Origin of the sequence: Luteibacter anthropi (genome assembly GCF_023699965.1) — a bacterium.
GTDB lineage: Bacteria > Pseudomonadota > Gammaproteobacteria > Xanthomonadales > Rhodanobacteraceae > Luteibacter > Luteibacter anthropi.
The window spans coordinates 1617571-1635790 of record NZ_CP077072.1 but is presented as its reverse complement, the minus strand read 5'-3'; the positions used below and the strand labels follow the sequence as shown (position 1 = coordinate 1635790).

Sequence of the window (18220 nt, the reverse complement as noted above, 5' to 3'; positions counted from 1 at the left end):
TGTTAGAAATTCGTGACACACGTCCGGCCGGGGGCTACAGTGGCGCCGTTCGGGTGTCCCGGCTGGCTCCAGGCCGGCGGGATGAAACGGGAAGCCGGTGCGCCGCGTCGCGGCAAGGCCGGCACTGCCCCCGCAACGGTAAGCGTCGGGAGGCGTTTTCTCCCGGGGAATCGGCTGGCAGCCACTGCGAGAGCGGGAAGGCGCCGGGTCCCATGACGCGAGTCCGGAGACCGGCCCGATGGATGCGCCTGCGAACTTTCGTGGGCGCTCTGCCTGTTTCGGACGATTCGCGGAGGGCGGATCCGGACCGCCCTGTGGCCGTTCGCGGCCGCACGCGTTCGTCTTTCCTCCTTCACGTTCGTCCATCGCTTCGTGATTGCCGCTATCCACGCGGCGGAGGAACCCGTTCCATGAAGAAGACCTTGCTCGCGATGGCCCTGCTGTCGTCCATGGCCGCTGCCCACGCGGCCGATGCCCCCGACCGCCTCGATCCGGTGGTGGTCACCGCCAATCGCGCCGCCACGCCGCTGGACCAGGTGCTGGCCCCCGTGACCGTGATCTCCCGGGACGATATCGACCGCATCCAGCCGGTCAATGTCCGCGACCTGCTCAACGGCCTGCCTGGCATTTCGATGGCCAGCACCGGCGGCATCGGCCAGCAGACCACGATGTTCATGCGTGGCACCAACGGCGACCATGTGCTGCTTCTGATCGACGGCGTCCGCGTCGGCTCGGTCACCACGGGCGCTCCCGCCTGGGAACAGCTGCCGGTGGGCCAGATCGACCATATCGAGATCGTGCGCGGGCCGCGTTCCAGCTTGTACGGCTCCGACGCCATCGGCGGCGTGATCCAGATCTTCACCCGTCGCGGCCAGGCCGGTGAGGCACCGACCCCGAGCGTGTCCATCGGTGGCGGCAGCCATGGCTATGCGAGCGGCCAGGTCGGCCTGTCCGGCGGCACCGAACATGGCTGGTACAACGCCAGCCTGGGCGGCCAGTACACCTCCGGCATCAAGGCCTGCCGCCCCGGCTCGGCCGCGGCCGGCGCCGGCTGCTTCACGAACGACGTGGCGCATGACGACGCCTACCGTACCTACAACGGCGCGCTCTCGGGCGGTTACCGCTGGGACAACGGCACCGAACTGACCGGCAGCTGGCTGCGCAGCAAGGGCATGGTGGAGTACGACGGTGACTACCAGAACCTCACCCGCCAGTCGCAGCAGGTGGCCGGTGCGAAGCTTGCCTTCGACGTGCTGGAGAACTGGCGCATGTCCGTTAGCCTCAGCCAGAACCAGGACCGCGCCGACAGCTATCTCAATGGCCAGGGCAAGGTGGTGCGCGACCAGGTGACCTTCCTTCCCATCGTCACCGACCCGGACAAATACCGTACCGGCTATCTCTATTCGAAGCGCAACCAGGCCTCCTGGCAGAACGACGTCACCCTCGCGCCGGGCCAGACGCTGAGCGCCGGCGTCGATTTCCAGCAGGAGAAGCTGAAGAGCTCGCCGGCCTATGTGCGCGGCAGCCGTGACAACAACGGCGTGTTCGCGCTGTACCAGGGCGTGTTCGGCCCGCACGAGGTGCAGTTGTCGGCGCGTCACGACCACAACAACCAGTTCGGCAACCACACCACCGGGTCGGCGGCGTACGGCTACTCGTTCAGCGACGGCATCAAGCTCACGGCCTCGTATGGCACGGCTTTCCATGCCCCGACCTTCAACGACGAGTTCTCCCCTTACTACGGCACCGTCAGGCTGGACCTGAAGCCGGAGAAATCGCGCACGGCGGAACTCGGCCTGACGGGCCGCCAGGGCGTGTGGAACTGGGGCGTCACGGCTTACCAGACCACGATCGACGACCTGATCGGCCAGAACGATGACTTCGTACCCGCGAACGTCAGCAAGGCCCGCCTGCGCGGCCTCGAAGGCCAGGTGGGTGCCGATGTGGACGGCTGGCACCTGCGCGGTTCGGCGACCTTCCAGCAGCCGAAGGACCGCAGCGCGGGCCCCACGTACGACAACCTCCTGCAACGTCGTCCCGAGCGCTTCGCCCGCGCGGACGTGGACAAGGACCTGGGCGCCTTCACCGTGGGCGGTTCGGTTTACGCCGCCGGCCGCAGCTACGACAACGCGTCCAACACACTGCGTCTTGGCGGCTATGCCACCGTCGACCTGCGCGCCACCTGGCACGTGGACAGCGACTGGAGCGTGCAGGGCCGCGTGGCGAACGTGGGCGACAAGCGCTACGAAACGGCCGCGTTCTACAACCAGCTGGGCCGCACCTACTACCTGACGCTCAACTACACCCCCAGCCACTGATACCCCTCTGTAGGAGCGCGCCTCGCGCGCGACCGTACGAAGCGATACGCCACGAGTTTCAGACGACGCCAGTGGCAGGTTCGCCGACCACCCCGGTCGCGCGCAAGGCGCGCTCCTACAAAAAATCGCCACACGAAGATAAACGAGGCCCCTGCCTTCCGGCAGGGGCCTTACCATAGGCACAGCCACAAAGAAGCCCGGACGTCATAAAGTGCGCCCGGGCGCGGGCATGTTCCCCGCGATCACAGGGAGTGTTGTGAACTTCTTTGCTCCATTCATCCGCCGGCCGATCGGAACCTCGCTCATGGCGGCGGGCCTCACGCTGGCCGGCTTCCTGGCCTACCTGCTGCTGGGCGTCGCCGCCTTGCCGGCGGTGGAAGTGCCGGCCGTGTTCGTGCAGGTGCAGATGCCCGGCGCCAACGCCCAGACGATGGCCACCACCATCATCGCCCCGCTGGAACGCCACTTCGGGCGCATTCCCGGCGTGGACCAGATGTATTCCAATAGCGCCGAAGGCAGCGGCTTCGTGCGCATCCGTTTCACGATGGATCGCACCACCGATGCCGCCGCCCGCGACGTGCAGGCGGCGATCAACGCCTCGGCGGCCGACCTGCCGCCCGGACTGCCTTCGCCTCCGCAGTATTTCAAATTCGATACAGGCCAGATCCCGGTACTGCTGGTCGCGCTCACGTCGAAGTCGATGCCGCCGGACAAGCTCTACGATCTGGTGGATACGCAAATCCGGCCGACCGTGGCGCAGATCGACGGTGTGTCACGCGTACAGGTCTTCGGCGGCACGCCGCATGCGGTGCGCATCGAGCTGAACACCCAGGCGCTGGCCGCCAAGGGGCTCACCGCCAACGACGTCGCCAATACCTTGCGCGCCGCCAACGTGAACTCGCCGCAGGGGCTGCTCAGTGACGGCCTCACCAATATGACGGTGATCGCCAACGATGGCCTGCGCGAGCCGGAGGACTTTGCGAAAATCCTCATCTCCGTACGCAATGGCGTGCCGGTGCGGCTGTCCGACATCGCCCGCGTCTACAGCGGCCAGCAGGACCAGTACCAGGCCGCGTGGTTCCAGGGGCAGCGCTCGGTCACCATGCAGATCAACAAGCGGCCGGAGGCGAACGCGATCGCCACGGCCGAGGCGATCCGCGAGGCCTTGCCTCGCTTCCGCGCCATGCTGCCCGCCGATGCGGAAGTCACGCCGATCTTCGATCTCACCCAGACCACCCAGTCCGCCCTGCACGAAGTGAAGGTGGCGCTGCTCATCAGTATCGTGATGGTGATGCTGGTGATGCTGGTGTTCCTGCGACGCCTGGGGCCCACGCTCATCGCCACCCTCAGCGTGCCACTGTCGCTGGCCGGCGCCTTCGTGGTGATGTGGGTGCTCGGTTATACGCTGAACACCATGTCGCTCATGGCGCTGGTGCTGTGTATCGGCTTCGTCGTGGACGATGCCATCGTGGTGATCGAGAACATCGTGCGCCACATGGAGAACGGCTCGGAGCCCATGCCGGCCTCGCTCGACGGCGTGCGCGAGATCGGCTTCACGGTGATCTCGATCACGGTGTCGCTGGTGGCGGTGTTCGCTCCGCTGCTGTTCGGCAACAACATGATCACCAAGCTGCTGCGCGAGTTCTCGGTGACGCTCGCCTCGGCCGTGCTCATCTCGGCCATCGTCTCGCTCACGCTGACGCCTGCGCTGTGTGCGCGCTATCTCAAGCACGACGATCCCGACCGCAAGCCCGGCCGGCTCGAACAGCGCCTGGAACGCTTCGACCGTGGCCTGCTGCGCCTGTATGAACGCGCGCTCGACTGGGCCATGCACCATCGCCGGATCATGCGTTGGCAGCCGTTGACCCTGCTGTTTGCCACCGTCTTGCTGGGCATCGCCGTGGTCAAGACGGCGGGCGGCAACTTCATGCCCGACGAGGACACGGGCATGTTGCAGGCCGACGTCGTCGCGGATGCCAACATCTCGCCCGATGTGATGAACGAGAGACTGAAGCGTGTCGGCGAGATCATGCAACACGACGATGCCGTGCTGGATGTCACCACCATCCTGGGTGGCGACAACGGTGGTGCCGTGGGCAACCAGGGCACGATGTTCATCGATCTGAAAACGAAGGGAAGCGCTCCCGGCCAGCGCCATGAAGGCATCAAGGAGGTGATGGAACGGCTGGGCAAGGTCTACGAAAAACTGCCGGACGTGCAGGTGTTCATGTCGCCCGTGCAATTCCTGGGTGGCAGTGGTGGCAACAGCAACCGCGGCCAGTATTCTTTCCAGCTCATCAGCACCGACGGCCAGGATCTCCAGCCCTGGGTGCTGAAGCTCGTGCGCCAGATGCGCACGATGAAACAGTTCAAGGACGTCGGCAGCGATTTCGACGTGGTGGGCAAGCAGCAGATGCTTACCGTGGACCGCGATACGGCCAACCGGCTCAACGTGAGCATGGGCCTGATCGACACGGCGCTATACAACGCCTTCGGACAAAGCCAGGTGTCGGTGATCTATTCGGACATCAACCAATACTGGGTGGTGCTCACGGCCACCGCCACGGAAGCGATGAGCCCGGAAGCCCTGCTCAATACCTACGTGAAGAGCGCCACGGGCACGATGGTACCGCTGTCGGCAGTGGCGAAGATCCTGCCGCGAGCCGCTCCCACGGCCGTCACGCACCAGAACCAGTTCGAATCCGCAGACGTCACCTACAACCTGCCGCAGGGTGTCACGCCGGACCAGACCAACGCCCTGATCGAACAGGCACTGCGTGCGATCCACCTGCCCGAAGGCATCCGCATGGACGTCACGGGCCTCAACCAGCGCCTGCAGGATGCGAAATCCAATGGCATGGTGTTGCTGATCGGTGCGATTCTCGCGGTGTATATCGTGCTGGGCATCCTCTACGAGAGCCTGGGCCACCCGCTCACCATTCTCTCGACGCTGCCCGCCGCCGGTGCCGGTGCGTTCCTGGCGATGCTGGTCACACAGACGCAGCTGACCTTGATGGCGATTATCTCGGTACTGCTGTTGATAGGTATCGTGAAGAAGAACGCGATCCTGATGGTGGATTTCGCGCTGGTCGCCGAACGCGAGCAGGGCATGACACCGGTAGAGGCCATCCGGCAGGCCGCGCTGGTGCGCTTCCGCCCGATCACGATGACCACCCTGGTGGCGATGGGCGCCGCGCTGCCGTTGGCCATCGGCTTCGGCGTGGGCTCGGAAATGCGCCGCCCGCTGGGCATCGCCATCGTCGGCGGCCTGCTGGTCTCCCAGCTGCTTACCCTGCTGAGTACACCGGCGATCTACCTGTGGAATCACGACCGCAAGGTACGCAAGGCCCGCCGCAAGCACCGCAAACTGCTCAAGAAACGGCTGAAGCGCTGGAAGGCGATACGAAAGAAGCGCTCCTGACCTGCCGGCCGAACCATGTAGGAGCGGGGGTCAGGCTGCGGCGGGGAAGATGCTGGCGTTTTTCCAGGTGCCGGCGCGGTAGTACACCACCGTGATGAGTACCGATATCGTCGAGCTCACCGGGAAGGCCCACCAGATGGCATCAGCGCCCCAGTAGGGGCCGAGAAAGTACGCGAACGGATAGCGGATGAACCACATGGTGAGCGCCAGCACGCAGAGCGGGAACATCACCGCGCCCGTGGCGCGTACCACGCCGAACAGCACGAAGGTCACGCCGAACATCAGGTACGACCAGACCACGATCAGGTTCAGGTGCTGCGCGATGCCGATGGCCGTGCTGTCTGAGCCCAGGAAGATCGACAGCGCGCCGTGGTTGAACAGGCACACGATCACGACCAGCGCTCCGGTCATGCCCAGGCTGGCCAGCACACCGGCGCTGCCGATGCCCGGAATGCGATCCCAGCGACGCGCGCCCACGTTCTGCGCCACCATCGACGACACCGCCGTACCCACCGCGATCGCAGGCATCTGGATGTAGTTCCACAGCTGCACGGCCGCGCCGTAGGCCGCCGTCGTCTGCGAGCCGTGGCGGTTCACCAGCGCCATCATGATGATGGCCGACGACGAGATCACCACCAGCTGCGCACCCATCGGCATGCCCTTGAAGATCAGGCTGCGCATCACGGCGCGATCGGGAATCAGCATGTGCAGTTCATGGCGATGGATGCACAGGAAATGCTTGCGCCGGTAAAGCCAAGCGATAAGCGCGATCACCGAAACGACCTGCGCGATCAGGGTCGCCACGGCGGAGCCGGCGATGCCCATCCGGGGAATCGGGCCGATCCCGAAGATGAAGACCGGATTGAGCGCGATGTCGAGCACCACGGCAAGAATCATGAAAAGCAGGGGCGTCCGCGAATCGCCCGCGCCGCGCAGCACCATCGCCAGCAGCACGGACAGATAGGCCGAAGGCAGGGCCAGGAAGATGATCCGCAGGTAGGCAATGGCGTAGGGCTGCACATCCGCCGGCGTACCCATGGCGGCCAGCATGGCCGGCGTGGTGATGAATCCCCCCGTGGCCACGAGCACGGACAACAGCACGAAGAAACCCAGTCCCGTACCGACGACGCGACGCGCTTCGGCGATGTCACGTGCGCCCAGCGCCTGCCCGACCATGATCGTCGTGGCCATGCTGATGCCGAACACGAGGCCCAGCAGGAAGAACAGGATGAGGTTGGCATTGGCCGTGGCGGCAAAGGCCGCCTCCCCGAGGAAACGGCCGATCCACATCACATTGACCGAGGCATTGAGCGATTGCAGGATGTTCGTCGCCAGGATGGGCATGGAAAACATCAACAGCGTGCGCCCGATCGGTCCCTCGATCAGGGAAGGATTCGCTTTCATGCATCGGCCCTTGTGCGGTCCACGAGATGGTTCACATAGCGTCGCACGTCCTCGGGCCAGCCGGCGATGAGTTCGTCGAAGCGACCGGCCTCATGACGATGGAAGGCACGCGAGGCTTCTTCATAACCCGGCAGGTCGCCGGCCAGGGCAAACATCACCCGGTCCACGACTTCGCGCGCCTGGCGCACCCGCTCTGCGGGTGCCCCTTCGCGACTGGCGCTTTCGACCAGGCGTCGCAGTGCCACCGAGGCACCGCCCGGCTGGTTGGCGAGCCAGTCCCAGTGGCGGGGCAGCAGGGTGACTTCACGAGCCACGACGCCGAGCTTCGGCCGCCCGGGGCCGCGCTTCGCCGGCGGTTCGGTTTCATCGGCGGGCAGTCGCGACAGCACGTCTTCCACGCTGCCCCGGTAGTCGATATCGACGGGACGACCGGACGTATCGTCGTAGATGATGGGGCAGGCATCGGGGCGGGCGTCGAGCAGGCGCTTGCAACGCTCGGCCACTTCCGCAAGCGACCCGGCAGCCACGCGTACGTGGCCGTCGAAAGCGGCGTAGGAGGACATGGGGCTATCTCGCTGGGTGGAGGCAACGCGCAGATATTACCCGGATTAAATTAACCGTCAAGAATGATCATGTAGGAGCGCGCCTTGCGCGCGACCGGGTTTTCGCGACAACCGGTCGCGCGCAAGGCGCACTCCTACAGTTAGTGCCAGAGGTAGGAATCCATCGACAGCACGCCGTAGGTGATACCGCCATCGATCGCCGTGGGCGTGTCCTGGCCGGCGGCACCGGCGGCTACGAGCAGGGGCAGGTAGTGCTCTTCGGTCGGGTGCGCGCGGATGGCACTGGGAGCGAGGCGCCGGTAGTCGAGCAGCGAGCGGGTGTCGCCGTCGAGCACGGCTTGGCGCGTCCAGCGAGCGAACTCGGCTGCGTAGTCGGCGTGGCCCTGGCCGCCGTCGCGGCGTATCTCGTAGAGGTTGTGCGTGAGGCTGCCCGAGCCGACCACCACCACGCCGCGCTCGCGCAAGCTGACCAGCGCCTTGCCCAGGCGCAGGGCACCTTCCGTATCCAGGTTATGCGGCATGGATACCTGGATCACCGGAACATCGGCATCCGGACGCAGGTAGCGCAACGGCACCCAGGCGCCGTGGTCGTAGCCGCGCTCGGCGTCCACCATGGCGACAAAACCCGCATCGATCAGCAGCGAGGCCGTTTCGGCCGCCAGGGCCGGGGCGCCGGGCGAGGGATAGGTGAGCGTGTAGAGCTCTGGCGCGAATCCGCCGAAGTCATGGATGGTCGCGGGCATCGCCGCCCCGGTGACGCGGATGCCGCAGGTCTGCCAGTGCGGCGAAACCACCACGATCGCCGCCGCCGCGCCCAGCGGCTCACCGATCTGCGTCAGCTTTGAGCCGAGCAGGCCGGGCTGCAACGCGAAGGTCGGAGCACCGTGGGAGATGAAGAGGGCGGGGGCGCGGATCATGAGGACACCTGGGGACGGGCCGTGGCGGTCGCCACCCTCCCAATGTAGGAGTTCTCCCCGTCGCTATAAATCGTCTTCCGGCGAACGCATTGGCGCCGAATGGTGAACGACGAAATGCACGTTTTTTCTTGCGCGTTGAAAAGTTCCGTGGGAACCTTACATTTGGCTTACAGGAATATGGCAGGGCAGTGCCTGTCCGGCCCTTGGTCCCAGCGGGTAGGGAGGGACTAGAGGAGCAACATGATCATCTCTTTAGAGGGGATCGAACCGGTCGCCGCAGGCGGCCGTCGGTACATTTACGAGCACCCGGACCATCCGTCGTTGCTCATCAAGGTGATGCGGCCGGATAACCTGCAGCATCGCTGGTTCAACGCGCCCTGGTATCGCAGGCTGGCGCGCACCGGCCCGTACGTGAGCTACATGCGGGAATTCAAGGAGTACCTGACCTCTCGTCGCTTCTCGGACGAGCCGTCGCCCGTGGCCCGTATCGTGGGCCTGGTCGATACCGACCAGGGCCTGGGACTGGTTTCGGAGAAGGTAACGGGCAATGACGGGCGCATGGCGCCTTCGCTCGAATCCATGGTGAAGGTGCAGGGCATGACGCCTGAGATCAACGCACTGATCAACCGCCTGTTCGAAGAAGTGCTGCGTCACTACGTCATCGTCAACGACCTGCACGCGGCCAATGTCGTGTATGGCACGGATTCGCGGGGCGGCCCTCGACTGGTGATCATCGATGGCTTCGGCGAGAAGAACGTGTTGCCGCTCACGTCGATGAGCCGTCGCCACAACGCGCGCCGCGCCCGGCTGAAATTCGAACGCCTGCGGGCGCAGCTTGCCGCGATCGACAAGGCGCGTCCGCGCATGCCGGCGGAGACCGTACGGGTGCGGCCCGGTGAGCATCGACAGGGACAGGCGTCCCGCGCGGCCTGAGGGCCGCGTCAGGACATCACCGGGTCCAGCGGCGTCGACCGCGGACCCAGCTGCTCCAGCGGCACGGCTCGCGAGAACAGCCAGCCCTGCATCGATACGCATCCTTCGGCGAGCAGCCAGCCACGCTGGCGCTCGGTCTCGACGCCTTCGGCGACCACTTCGAGATTGAGGTTGCGGGCAAGGAAAATGATCGAGCGACAGATCGATGTATCCACGTCGTCCTGCAACAGCGTGGCCGTGAAGTGGCGATCGATCTTGATCTTGTCCAGCGGCAGGCGGGACAGGTAGGTGAGGTTGGAATAGCCGGTACCGAAGTCGTCCAGCGCCACGCTCACGCCCAGCGCTCGCAGTTCGTGCAGCGTGCGGATCGCCCGCTCCGGTTCGTGCATGAAGGCGCTTTCGGTCAGCTCCAGTTCCAGCGACGAAGCCGGCGCGCCGGTCTCCTGCAAGGCCTGCCGCACTTCCGCCACCAGATCGCTATGTACCAGCTGGTGTACCGAGACATTGACCGAGATGCGGCAGTCAGGCCCCAGCAGTTCGGCGATGCGCCGCTGGCGACGACAGGCCTCGCGCAGCACCCACTGGCCGATCTGCACGATCGCGCCGGTTTCCTCCAGCAAGGGAATGAGCCGGTCCGGTGAGCCCAGGTCGCCGGGCGCCGTGGGCCAGCGCAGCAACGCCTCGACACCGATCACGCGTCCGTCGTCACCGGCATGCTGGGTCTGCCAGGCCAGCGCCAGCTCGTGATCGAGGTTCGCTCCCGACAGGCGCGTGAGCACGGTGAGCCTTGCCATGGCGGTAGCGTGCATGTCGGGCGAATAACGCTTCCAGGTATGGCGCCCCGAACGCTTCGCGTCGTACATCGCCGTGTCGGCGTTGCGGATCAGTGTGTCGGCATCGGCGCCATCGCGCGATGCGAAGGCCACGCCGATGCTGCATTTCAGGCGCTGTACGGTGCCACCCACTTCGAGCGGCTCCTCGATGGCGCCCTGGAGCTTCGGCAGCACGTCGAGCGCCTTGGCCGGCGAGGTGGTGAAGGGCAGCGCGGCGAGGAATTCATCGCCACCGAAACGACCCACATGGGCCTCGCTGCCCAGCACGTCGCCCAGGCGCAGGGTGATGTCACGCAAGACCTGGTCGCCCAGTTCGTGGCCCAGCGCGTCGTTGATGACCTTGAAATGATCCAGGTCGACGAATAGCACCATCACGCCGGTGCCGTTGACGCGTGCCTCCAGGATCATCCGTTGCAGCGTCTCGCGCGACGAGCGCCGGTTGGGCAGGCCAGTGAGATCGTCGTGCGTGGCCTGGTGATTCAGGCGCTCTTCGTAGCTGCGCTGCTCGGTGACGTCGCGCACGATCACCAGCGTGCCTTCACCGTGTTCGTCGCGCATGCCCGACAGTGCCAGCTCCGCCTCGAAAGGCATGCCCTCTACGGGTTCCAGCCACGCGGCGATGCTGTCGCCTTCGCCGCCACGACGTACGGCCTGCAAGGTGTCTTCATCCATGAAGCCCGCCGCCTCCTTGCCGACCAGCGTGCCGCCGTCGTGTCCAAGGCGCTCCTGAGCCAGCAGGTTGGCATAGGCGATGCGATCGTTGCGCACGATGACCAGCGGCAACGGCACGCGCGCCAGCAGGCGGCGATAGGCCGCTTCGCTCGCTGCGAGGTAGCGATCACTGTCGCGCAGGCGCAGGCGTGTTTCGTGCAGGGCGGTGATTTCCGAAATCGTGCCCGCGAGGATCGACTTGCCCGCCTCGTCGGTGATCCGCGTGCCGCGCAGGTTCACCTGCACTTCGCGGCCATCGGGGCGGCACAGGCGATGCTCGATGTCGTACGGACCATCGCCCTCGTTGAAACGATGCAGCCATTCCACGATGGCGGGCTGGTCTTCCGGATGCACCAGCTTGTAGTACGTGCCCTGTCGGCCACCGACACGCTCGGGCGGCAGGCCGGTGATCTCGTGGACCTGCCCCGACCAGGCGATGGTGCCGGTCGCGAGGTCGGCTTCCCACAGGCCGATATGCCCTGTCCGCTGCACATCGCCGAGATGGCGCGCCGTGCGGCTCAATGCATCGAGCAAGCGATCCTGGCGGCGATAGGCACGCGAGAAAAGTCCCGCACCCAGGTTCAGCAGCATCACGAGGCCGAGCGTCGCCAATACGGTCGGCTCTGCCTGCCGCACCCACTCGGCCCGGATCGCCGCCCGATCCAGTTCGGCCAGTGCCACGAAGGGATAACGCGCCGACGCAGACCAGGCGTAGAGGTTGTCGCCTTCCTCGCCGTGATCACTGGTCCCCGCGCGCGGACCCTGGCCATGCCAGACCGCATGAAGGTCGTCGCGATTTCCCGCGAAGAGCTGACCATCCGGGGAAAACACGCCCATGGTGCCGCCGCCGGGCATCATGTGGCGCATGCCTTCGCTCACGCGTGCGGCGTCGATGAGGGTTCCGAAAGCCGCGGGCCGGTCCACACGCGCATCCGCTATCACGCGGATGGCTGCCGGCACCGTCCCGCTGGTCTGCGCGACACCCACGCGGACACCTACACCCAGGACAGTACGTTTCGGTGTCTCCATACCGGGACGCCAGTCGGAGGCCGGATTGCCGACGGCCGCGAGCACATCGCCACGGGCTTCGAGGGCCACGAAACCCGGCAGCTCGGGATGCCGGGCCTGCACCTCGGCGAGGCGGTGCCGCAACGATTCGTCGTCAGGTCCATCCACGGCATTGCGCAGCGCGAGGAGGGGGCCGAGGCTGGCGTCGATCTGCTGGTCGACCATGCGAACCAGCGCGGTAGCCACGCCACTCAGCTGCCGCCGATAGCCCACCTGCAGGCGCTCGTAGCCTTCCAGTTGCAACGCACCGACGATGGCGACCACGCCGACCGTCACCGCCAGGGATACGGCCCAGGTTGCCAGGCGCATCCGGCGGGCGCGTCGACTCCTGGCCCCCTTTGCCTTCGCTTCCCGCACCGTCCCCTCATCCCTCGTGAGTGCCCTCGTCGCCCATGCGCAGCAGCACACGGGACCCGTGCGACGTTAACGGCAGGCCCGTGGCCGCCTTGAACGTGCAAGCCCCGAAAAGGGGCATCGGGCATCTTGCACTCTTTGAGATGAAATTTCTCATCCCACCCCCTTTATTCACGCCAACTGAACACTATTTACCGAACGATGCGGTTCACAAACTTACGGCCCGTCAAAACAACAACAAGTACTCCCGATAAGGACTCTCCCCCATGCGTCCCTCACGCCTTGCCCTCGGCACCTTAGCCGCCCTCTCCCTCGCCGCCGTGGCCGCCCCAGCCGCTGCCACCCACATCGAGGTACAGGGTGGCCGCAGCTACATGGATAGCTACGGCACGCCCGCGTTCTTCATCGAATCGGTGTTCGATCCGCACACCATCGGCCAGAGCCGTTTCACTTGGTCGCCGGATGTGTCGATCGGCTACATCAAGGGCCGCGACATCGGCCGCTTCAGGGATTCGCATCCCGGCGTACGCAACAGCGTGTGGATCGGCGCGGCCGGCGCCCGCTTCCACTACGGCAACGATGGCGACTGGTACCAGCCGCTGTTCTTCAGCTTCCAGGTGGCCGGCGCGGCCGGCGGCCACACGCAGGCGCTTTCCAGCGGCTACGAATTCGTGAGCACGCTCGGCTACCAGTTCAAGAACGTCAGCTTCCAGATCCGCCACATCTCCAACGGCAGCTTCAAGGAGCCGAACCGTGGCGAGACGATGGCACTGGTGGGTATCGGTTTCGATATCTGATTTGCGCCAGCCCTGATTCGCGCATGAAAAAAGCCCGGCCGCCAGCGGCCGGGCTTTTTTCATGGTGTCAGCAACGACGCTGGCGCAGGTTGCCATTGCAGTTGACCAGCTTCTCTACGCCTTCCGGGTAGCTGGCTTTCGTCGATGACTTGCTGATCGATCCGCGGCTGTTGCGGCAGGATGCCTGGACCGCACAGGTACCCGGATCGTTGCCTGCAGAAACGTTTGCCGAGCACGTGGCGGCCGCTGCCGACTGCTGGAAGGCCTGCAGGCAGCGCGCATCGGACGATCCGGTAGATGCGGCAACCGAACGGGGAAGGCTGCCAGCAGAAGCGGACAGCGGAAGGGCGCAGATAACGGCGGTAAGAAAAGCAATCGTCCTGATCATGGCGGGCTCCGGTGAGTGGCCGGCCATTGTCCGTGTCGGATGATGCGCGGCTCCAGCGGAGATATCGCCCGATACGCGTGCGCCCTCACGCCCAGCCCCTGTAGGAGCGCGCCGGCGTGCGACCGTGGTGCCCAAGGCATCTCCCGGTCGCGCGCAGGCGCACTCCTACAGTGAAGCGGTGGCTCGTCAGTGACCCGACGCTGCCGGTCCTGCCTTGGCCGTGAACGGCGGCTTGGCGAGCCACACCACGAAGACCAGCGCGAAGAAGATGAAACCCAGCAGCTGGAAGACTTCGTTGAACGAGATCTGGTAACCCTGCTGCGTGATCAGCTGGTTCATCGAGGCGGCCGCGTACTGCGACTGCGGATCGCCACCGCCGATCACCGTCAGCGCCTGCTGCGCATCCGGATTGAACGCCGTGATGTTCTCCGCCAGGCGCTCGTGGTGCACGATCGCGCGGTGATCCCACAGGAAGGTGGTGAGCGAGGCGGCGAAGCTGCCGCCCAGCGTACGCAGGAAGGTGGCCAGGCCGGAGCCCGACGCGATCTCGCGCGGTTGCAGGTCGGACAGCAGGATCGACAGCACCGGCATGAAGAACAGCGCCACGCCCAGGCCCTGGATCAGCTGCACGCCCGCTACATGGAAGAAGTCGATTTCAAGATAGAAATCCGACCGCATGAAGCAGGTGGCGCCCATCACCAGGAACGCACCGGTGGCCAGCAGGCGCAGGTCGAACTTGTGCGCATAGCGACCCACGAAGGGCGTGAGGATCACGGGCAGGATGCCCAGTGGCGCTGCCGCGAAACCGGCCCATGTGGAGGTATAGCCCACGTTGCGTTGCAACCACTGCGGCACCAGCAGGCCGATGGCAAAGAACGCCGCATAGGCCAGCACCAGGCACAACGTGCCCATCGCGAAGTTGCGATGACGGAACAGGCGCAGGTTGACGATCGGGTCCTTGTCGGTGAGCTCCCAGATCAGGAACACGATCAGGCCGATGGCCGCGATGATGCTGGTGACGATGATGAAGGTGGAATTGAACCAGTCTTCGTCGTTGCCCTTGTCGAGCACCACCTGCAGGGCGCCCACGCCGATGATGAGCGTGATCAGGCCTACGTAGTCGACGCGCGGCTTCTCGGTGGTTTCCGGACGCCCCTTCATCTGGTTGGACACGACCATGCTGGCGAAGATGCCGATGGGCACGTTGATGAAGAAGATCCACGGCCAGGTGTAGTTGTCGGTGATCCAGCCACCCAGGATCGGGCCCGCGATGGGCGCCACCACGGTCACCATCGCCAGCAGCGCCAGCGCCATGCCTCGTTTGGCGGGTGGATAGATCGAGATCAGCAGGCTCTGCGTGATCGGGTACATCGGGCCTGCCACCGCACCCTGGATGGCGCGGAACAGGATCAGCATGCTCATGCTCTGCGCGATGCCGCACAGGAACGAGGCCAGCGAGAACAGCAGCGTGGCCCAGACGAACAGCTTGGTTTCGCCGAAGCGACGGGTAAGAAAGCCCGTCAGCGGCAGCGCGATGGCGTTGCTCACCGCGAACGAGGTGATGACCCACGTACTCTGGTTGGAGCTGACGCCGAGGTTGCCCGCGATGGTGGGCAGCGAGACGTTCGCGATCGTGGTGTCCAGCACCTGCATGAAGGTCGCGAGCGAGAGGCCGACCGTGGACAGCGCCAGATTGGGCGGTCGAAATTCGGTGCTCATGGAAGAACCTGATCGATGGGGGAGGGGGCCGCAGGCGAGCGGCGGACGGGGCAGGAAACCCCGTCCGCCATGACGCTTACTTCGGCGCCTTTTCCTGTTCGCCGTCGCCGGCCGACGCGTTCTCGTGGATCACGCGGGCGATCTCGGCATCGGCACCGGCCAGACGGTTGTTGTAGACGTCGGTGGAGAACTCCGGCTCGGTCGGAGCCTGCTTGGCGAGCAGGCCGCCGCTCTGGTCATGCAGCGACACCGTGACCTTGGTCGACAGGCCCAGGCGCAGCGGCTTTTCGTCGAGCTGCTTCGGGTCGGTGAAGACCACGCGCACCGGCACGCGCTGCACGATCTTGATCCAGTTGCCCGTGGCGTTCTGCGCCGGCAGGATCGAGAACGCGCTGCCGCTGCCGACACCCAGGCTGCGGATCTTCGCCTTGTAGACCACGTCGCTGCCGTACACGTCGGCGGTGACGTCCACCGGCTGGCCGATGCGCATATGGGTGAGCTGGGTTTCCTTGAAGTTGGCATCGATCCACACTTCGTGGAGCGGCACCACCGCCATCAGGGCGGCACCCGGCTGCACGCGCTGGCCCAGCTGCACGCTACGCTTGGCGACATAGCCATCCACCGGCGCGAGGATGGAGGTGCGCGCTTCGGTGAGCATGGCGTCGCGCAGCTTCGCGGCGGCCGCACGCACGTCAGGATGCGAGGCGACCACGGTGTCATCGACCAGCACCTTGCTCGTGCTGTAGCTCTGCTTCGCTGAAGACAGGCTGCTCTCGGCCGAGGTCAGCGCATCGAGGGCGTGGGACAGTTCTTCGGCCGAGATGGCGCCGGTCTTCGCCAGGTCGCGGCGACGGTTGTAATCGGCACGGGCGCGGTCCACCGCGGTCTGGCGCACCGCCATGTCGGCCTGCGCCGAGCTGACGTTGTTGTACAGGCCGCGTACGCGACGGACGGTGTTGGCCAGATCGGCACGCGCGCTTTCGACCTGGATCTTCGCGTCGCTGTCGTCGAGCTTCACCAGCACGTCGCCCTTGTGCACGAGGTCACCGTCGTCGGCGGTGATCGACAGCACGGTGGCGGCGAGCTGCGGCGTGATCTGCACGACGTTGCCGTTGACGTAAGCGTCGTCGGTGTCCTCGTACCAGCGGCCGTCCACGAAGTACCAGACGGTCCAGCCGATGGCGGCGAGGACGATGACGGCAAGCAGAAGCTTGAGGAAGAACCCGCGACGGCTCTTCGGCGGCGGCGCCACGACGGCGCCGGCAGGGGCGGTGGTTTCTTGTGACATCGTTAGCTGCCTCGAGGAACGTAATTCAGTGGTTGGCCGGCGCGGCGGACGCGACCGGCTGGTCGGCGGCTTCGGGGCGGAAACCGCCACCGAGCGCCTGGATCAATTGAACGGAGGTATCCACCTGCTGCGATTGCAGGGCGGCCAGGCGCTGCTCGGATTCGAGCAACTGCTGACGCACCACCAGCGAATCGAGGTAGCTGCCCACGCCTGCCTTGTAACGCTGCTGCGAGAGGTCGTAGGCCTGCTGCGCGGCTTCATGTGCACGCTGCTGCGCCTGCAGCTGCGTGCCCACCGAGTCCAGCGCCGACAGGTCGTCGGCCACTTCGTTGAGCGCGCCGACCAGGGTCTTGTTGTACTGGGCCACGGCGAGGTCGTAGTCCGCATCCTTGCCGGCGAGGTTCGAACGCAGGCGACCGCCATCGAAGATCGGCAGGCTGAAGGCCGGTAGCACCTGCCAGAAGCGGGCGCGCGAGTTGAACAGGTCCTTCGAGCCACCCGCCGCCTGCGCGGCAAGGATGCCGATGGAGACATTGGGCAGGAACTCGGTCTTGGCCGCGGCGATCTCCTTCGATGCCGCTTCCACGCGCCAGCGCGCGGCAACCAGGTCGGCGCGATGACCCAGCAGGTCGGCCGGCAGGTTCACCGGGATCGCGACGGCCGTCGGATTCAGCGCCGAAGGACGGGTGATGTCCATGCCACGGTCCGGGCCCTTGCCCAACAGCACGCTGAGCGAGCTGCGTGCCGAATCGATCGCGCGCTGGGCCACGGCCATCTCGCGTTCGGCCGAAGCCACTTCGCTGTCGGCCTGCTTGACCTGCATCTGGTTGTCCACGCCGGCGGCGACGCGCTGGCGGGTCAGGTCACGCGAGGCGTTGCTGCGATCCAGTTCGGCACGGGCGACGTCCAGCTGGGTGAAGGCGTAGCCGAGCTGCACGTAGGCACGGGCGACGTTGGTCGAAATCTCGATGCGCGCGGCGCGGGCATCGACCTCGCTGGCGCGCTGCGCACCCAGCGCCGCTTCCCAGGCGTCACGCTTGCCGCCCCACAGGTCGAGGCCCCAGTTGAAGTCGCCGTAGCCGTACTTGGTCCACGAGAAGTGGTTGCCCAGCGGCGCAGGGAAGAACGTGCCCGGCAGGTGGGCACCGGCCACGCCGGCACCGACCTTGGCATCCGGGCCACGCGCGGCATCGGCCGCACCGACCTGGGCCTGGGCCTGGCGCACGCGGATATCCGCGGCGGCGAGGTCAGGGTTGTCTTTCAGTGCTTCCTCGATGAGGCCGCTGAGCTGGCTGTCGCCGATGCCCGTCCACCAGTCGGCCGCCGGCCAGCCGGCAGGCGACACCTGCACCTTGGCCAGGCTGCGCTCGGCATGAAGGGTGGCAGGGTCGGTCAGCTTGCCCTGCGGCTCCAGTCCGCGGCTGGTGACGCAGCCGGAAAGGACCAATGCGGCCCCGACGGCCGCCACGAGAGTGTGCAGACGCATTGCGTTTCGCCTCGAACGTG

At 65.9% G+C, this 18220-nt stretch carries 12 protein-coding genes and 1 riboswitch; of the genes, 4 read left to right on the top strand and 8 right to left on the bottom strand.

What is annotated here, in order from left to right; all coding sequences use genetic code 11:
* The first annotated feature begins 34 nt into the window (after window positions 1-34).
* Window positions 35-253: riboswitch (cobalamin riboswitch) on the top strand.
* Between the two features lie 157 nt (window positions 254-410).
* Window positions 411-2318, top strand: coding sequence for a TonB-dependent receptor domain-containing protein (locus KR767_RS07350; protein ID WP_250878646.1), 1908 nt, complete (start codon window positions 411-413; stop codon window positions 2316-2318).
* Window positions 2319-2574: 256 nt separating this feature from the next.
* On the top strand, window positions 2575-5739 hold the full coding sequence (locus tag KR767_RS07345; protein ID WP_250878645.1) for an efflux RND transporter permease subunit: 3165 nt from the start codon (window positions 2575-2577) through the stop codon (window positions 5737-5739).
* A 30-nt stretch (window positions 5740-5769) separates the two neighbouring features.
* Here KR767_RS07345 and KR767_RS07340 read toward each other — a convergent pair whose 3' ends face one another.
* From KR767_RS07340 to KR767_RS07330, 3 genes are all read right to left on the bottom strand, one after another.
* Window positions 5770-7143, bottom strand: coding sequence for an MATE family efflux transporter (locus KR767_RS07340; protein ID WP_250878644.1), 1374 nt, complete (start codon window positions 7141-7143; stop codon window positions 5770-5772).
* Complete coding sequence (locus KR767_RS07335; protein WP_250878643.1) at window positions 7140-7706, bottom strand: DUF2239 family protein; 567 nt, start codon at window positions 7704-7706, stop codon at window positions 7140-7142. Before KR767_RS07335 ends, KR767_RS07340 begins: the two co-directional genes overlap by 4 nt.
* Window positions 7707-7846: 140 nt before the next feature.
* Window positions 7847-8623 carry a DODA-type extradiol aromatic ring-opening family dioxygenase gene (locus tag KR767_RS07330; RefSeq protein WP_250878642.1) on the bottom strand — a complete coding sequence of 259 codons (777 nt, stop codon included), beginning with the start codon at window positions 8621-8623 and terminating at the stop codon, window positions 7847-7849.
* A gap of 240 nt (window positions 8624-8863) precedes the next feature.
* Between KR767_RS07330 and KR767_RS07325 the strand changes: the two genes are divergently transcribed.
* Window positions 8864-9556: a YrbL family protein gene (locus tag KR767_RS07325; RefSeq protein WP_250878641.1), complete on the top strand. Its 693-nt coding sequence runs from the start codon at window positions 8864-8866 to the stop codon at window positions 9554-9556.
* Window positions 9557-9564: 8 nt separating this feature from the next.
* On the opposite strand, the gene KR767_RS07320 is transcribed toward KR767_RS07325, so the two are convergent.
* Complete coding sequence (locus tag KR767_RS07320; protein WP_250878640.1) at window positions 9565-12477, bottom strand: putative bifunctional diguanylate cyclase/phosphodiesterase; 2913 nt, start codon at window positions 12475-12477, stop codon at window positions 9565-9567.
* 311 nt (window positions 12478-12788) lie between these two features.
* Here KR767_RS07320 and KR767_RS07315 point away from each other — a divergent pair, with 311 nt between their 5' ends.
* Window positions 12789-13319 (top strand): acyloxyacyl hydrolase, encoded by a 531-nt coding sequence (locus KR767_RS07315; RefSeq protein ID WP_250878639.1) that lies wholly within the window; start codon window positions 12789-12791, stop codon window positions 13317-13319.
* Between the two features lie 67 nt (window positions 13320-13386).
* Here KR767_RS07315 and KR767_RS07310 read toward each other — a convergent pair whose 3' ends face one another.
* The 4 genes from KR767_RS07310 to KR767_RS07295 form a co-directional block, all read right to left on the bottom strand.
* Window positions 13387-13707, bottom strand: coding sequence for a hypothetical protein (locus tag KR767_RS07310; RefSeq protein WP_250878638.1), 321 nt, complete (start codon window positions 13705-13707; stop codon window positions 13387-13389).
* Between the two features lie 186 nt (window positions 13708-13893).
* Window positions 13894-15426: a DHA2 family efflux MFS transporter permease subunit gene (locus KR767_RS07305; RefSeq protein ID WP_166945850.1), complete on the bottom strand. Its 1533-nt coding sequence runs from the start codon at window positions 15424-15426 to the stop codon at window positions 13894-13896.
* 76 nt (window positions 15427-15502) lie between these two features.
* On the bottom strand, window positions 15503-16714 hold the full coding sequence (locus KR767_RS07300; RefSeq protein WP_250878637.1) for an HlyD/EmrA/EmrK family protein: 1212 nt from the start codon (window positions 16712-16714) through the stop codon (window positions 15503-15505).
* 25 nt (window positions 16715-16739) lie between these two features.
* Window positions 16740-18200 carry an efflux transporter outer membrane subunit gene (locus tag KR767_RS07295; protein ID WP_166945846.1) on the bottom strand — a complete coding sequence of 487 codons (1461 nt, stop codon included), beginning with the start codon at window positions 18198-18200 and terminating at the stop codon, window positions 16740-16742.
* Window positions 18201-18220 lie beyond the last annotated feature (20 nt).

Excerpts from the sequence above, each read along its gene's own strand:
- KR767_RS07350 (WP_250878646.1), top strand. The coding sequence starts at position 411 with ATGAAGAAGACCTTGCTCGCGATGGCCCTGCTGTCGTCCATGGCCGCT.
- KR767_RS07320 (WP_250878640.1), bottom strand. The coding sequence starts at position 12,477 with ATGCGCCTGGCAACCTGGGCCGTATCCCTGGCGGTGACGGTCGGCGTG.
- KR767_RS07310 (WP_250878638.1), bottom strand. The coding sequence starts at position 13,707 with ATGATCAGGACGATTGCTTTTCTTACCGCCGTTATCTGCGCCCTTCCG.
- KR767_RS07340 (WP_250878644.1), bottom strand. The coding sequence starts at position 7,143 with ATGAAAGCGAATCCTTCCCTGATCGAGGGACCGATCGGGCGCACGCTG.
- KR767_RS07305 (WP_166945850.1), bottom strand. The coding sequence starts at position 15,426 with ATGAGCACCGAATTTCGACCGCCCAATCTGGCGCTGTCCACGGTCGGC.
- KR767_RS07300 (WP_250878637.1), bottom strand. The coding sequence starts at position 16,714 with ATGTCACAAGAAACCACCGCCCCTGCCGGCGCCGTCGTGGCGCCGCCG.
- KR767_RS07330 (WP_250878642.1), bottom strand. The coding sequence starts at position 8,623 with ATGATCCGCGCCCCCGCCCTCTTCATCTCCCACGGTGCTCCGACCTTC.
- KR767_RS07295 (WP_166945846.1), bottom strand. The coding sequence starts at position 18,200 with ATGCGTCTGCACACTCTCGTGGCGGCCGTCGGGGCCGCATTGGTCCTT.
- KR767_RS07325 (WP_250878641.1), top strand. The coding sequence starts at position 8,864 with ATGATCATCTCTTTAGAGGGGATCGAACCGGTCGCCGCAGGCGGCCGT.
- KR767_RS07335 (WP_250878643.1), bottom strand. The coding sequence starts at position 7,706 with ATGTCCTCCTACGCCGCTTTCGACGGCCACGTACGCGTGGCTGCCGGG.
- KR767_RS07315 (WP_250878639.1), top strand. The coding sequence starts at position 12,789 with ATGCGTCCCTCACGCCTTGCCCTCGGCACCTTAGCCGCCCTCTCCCTC.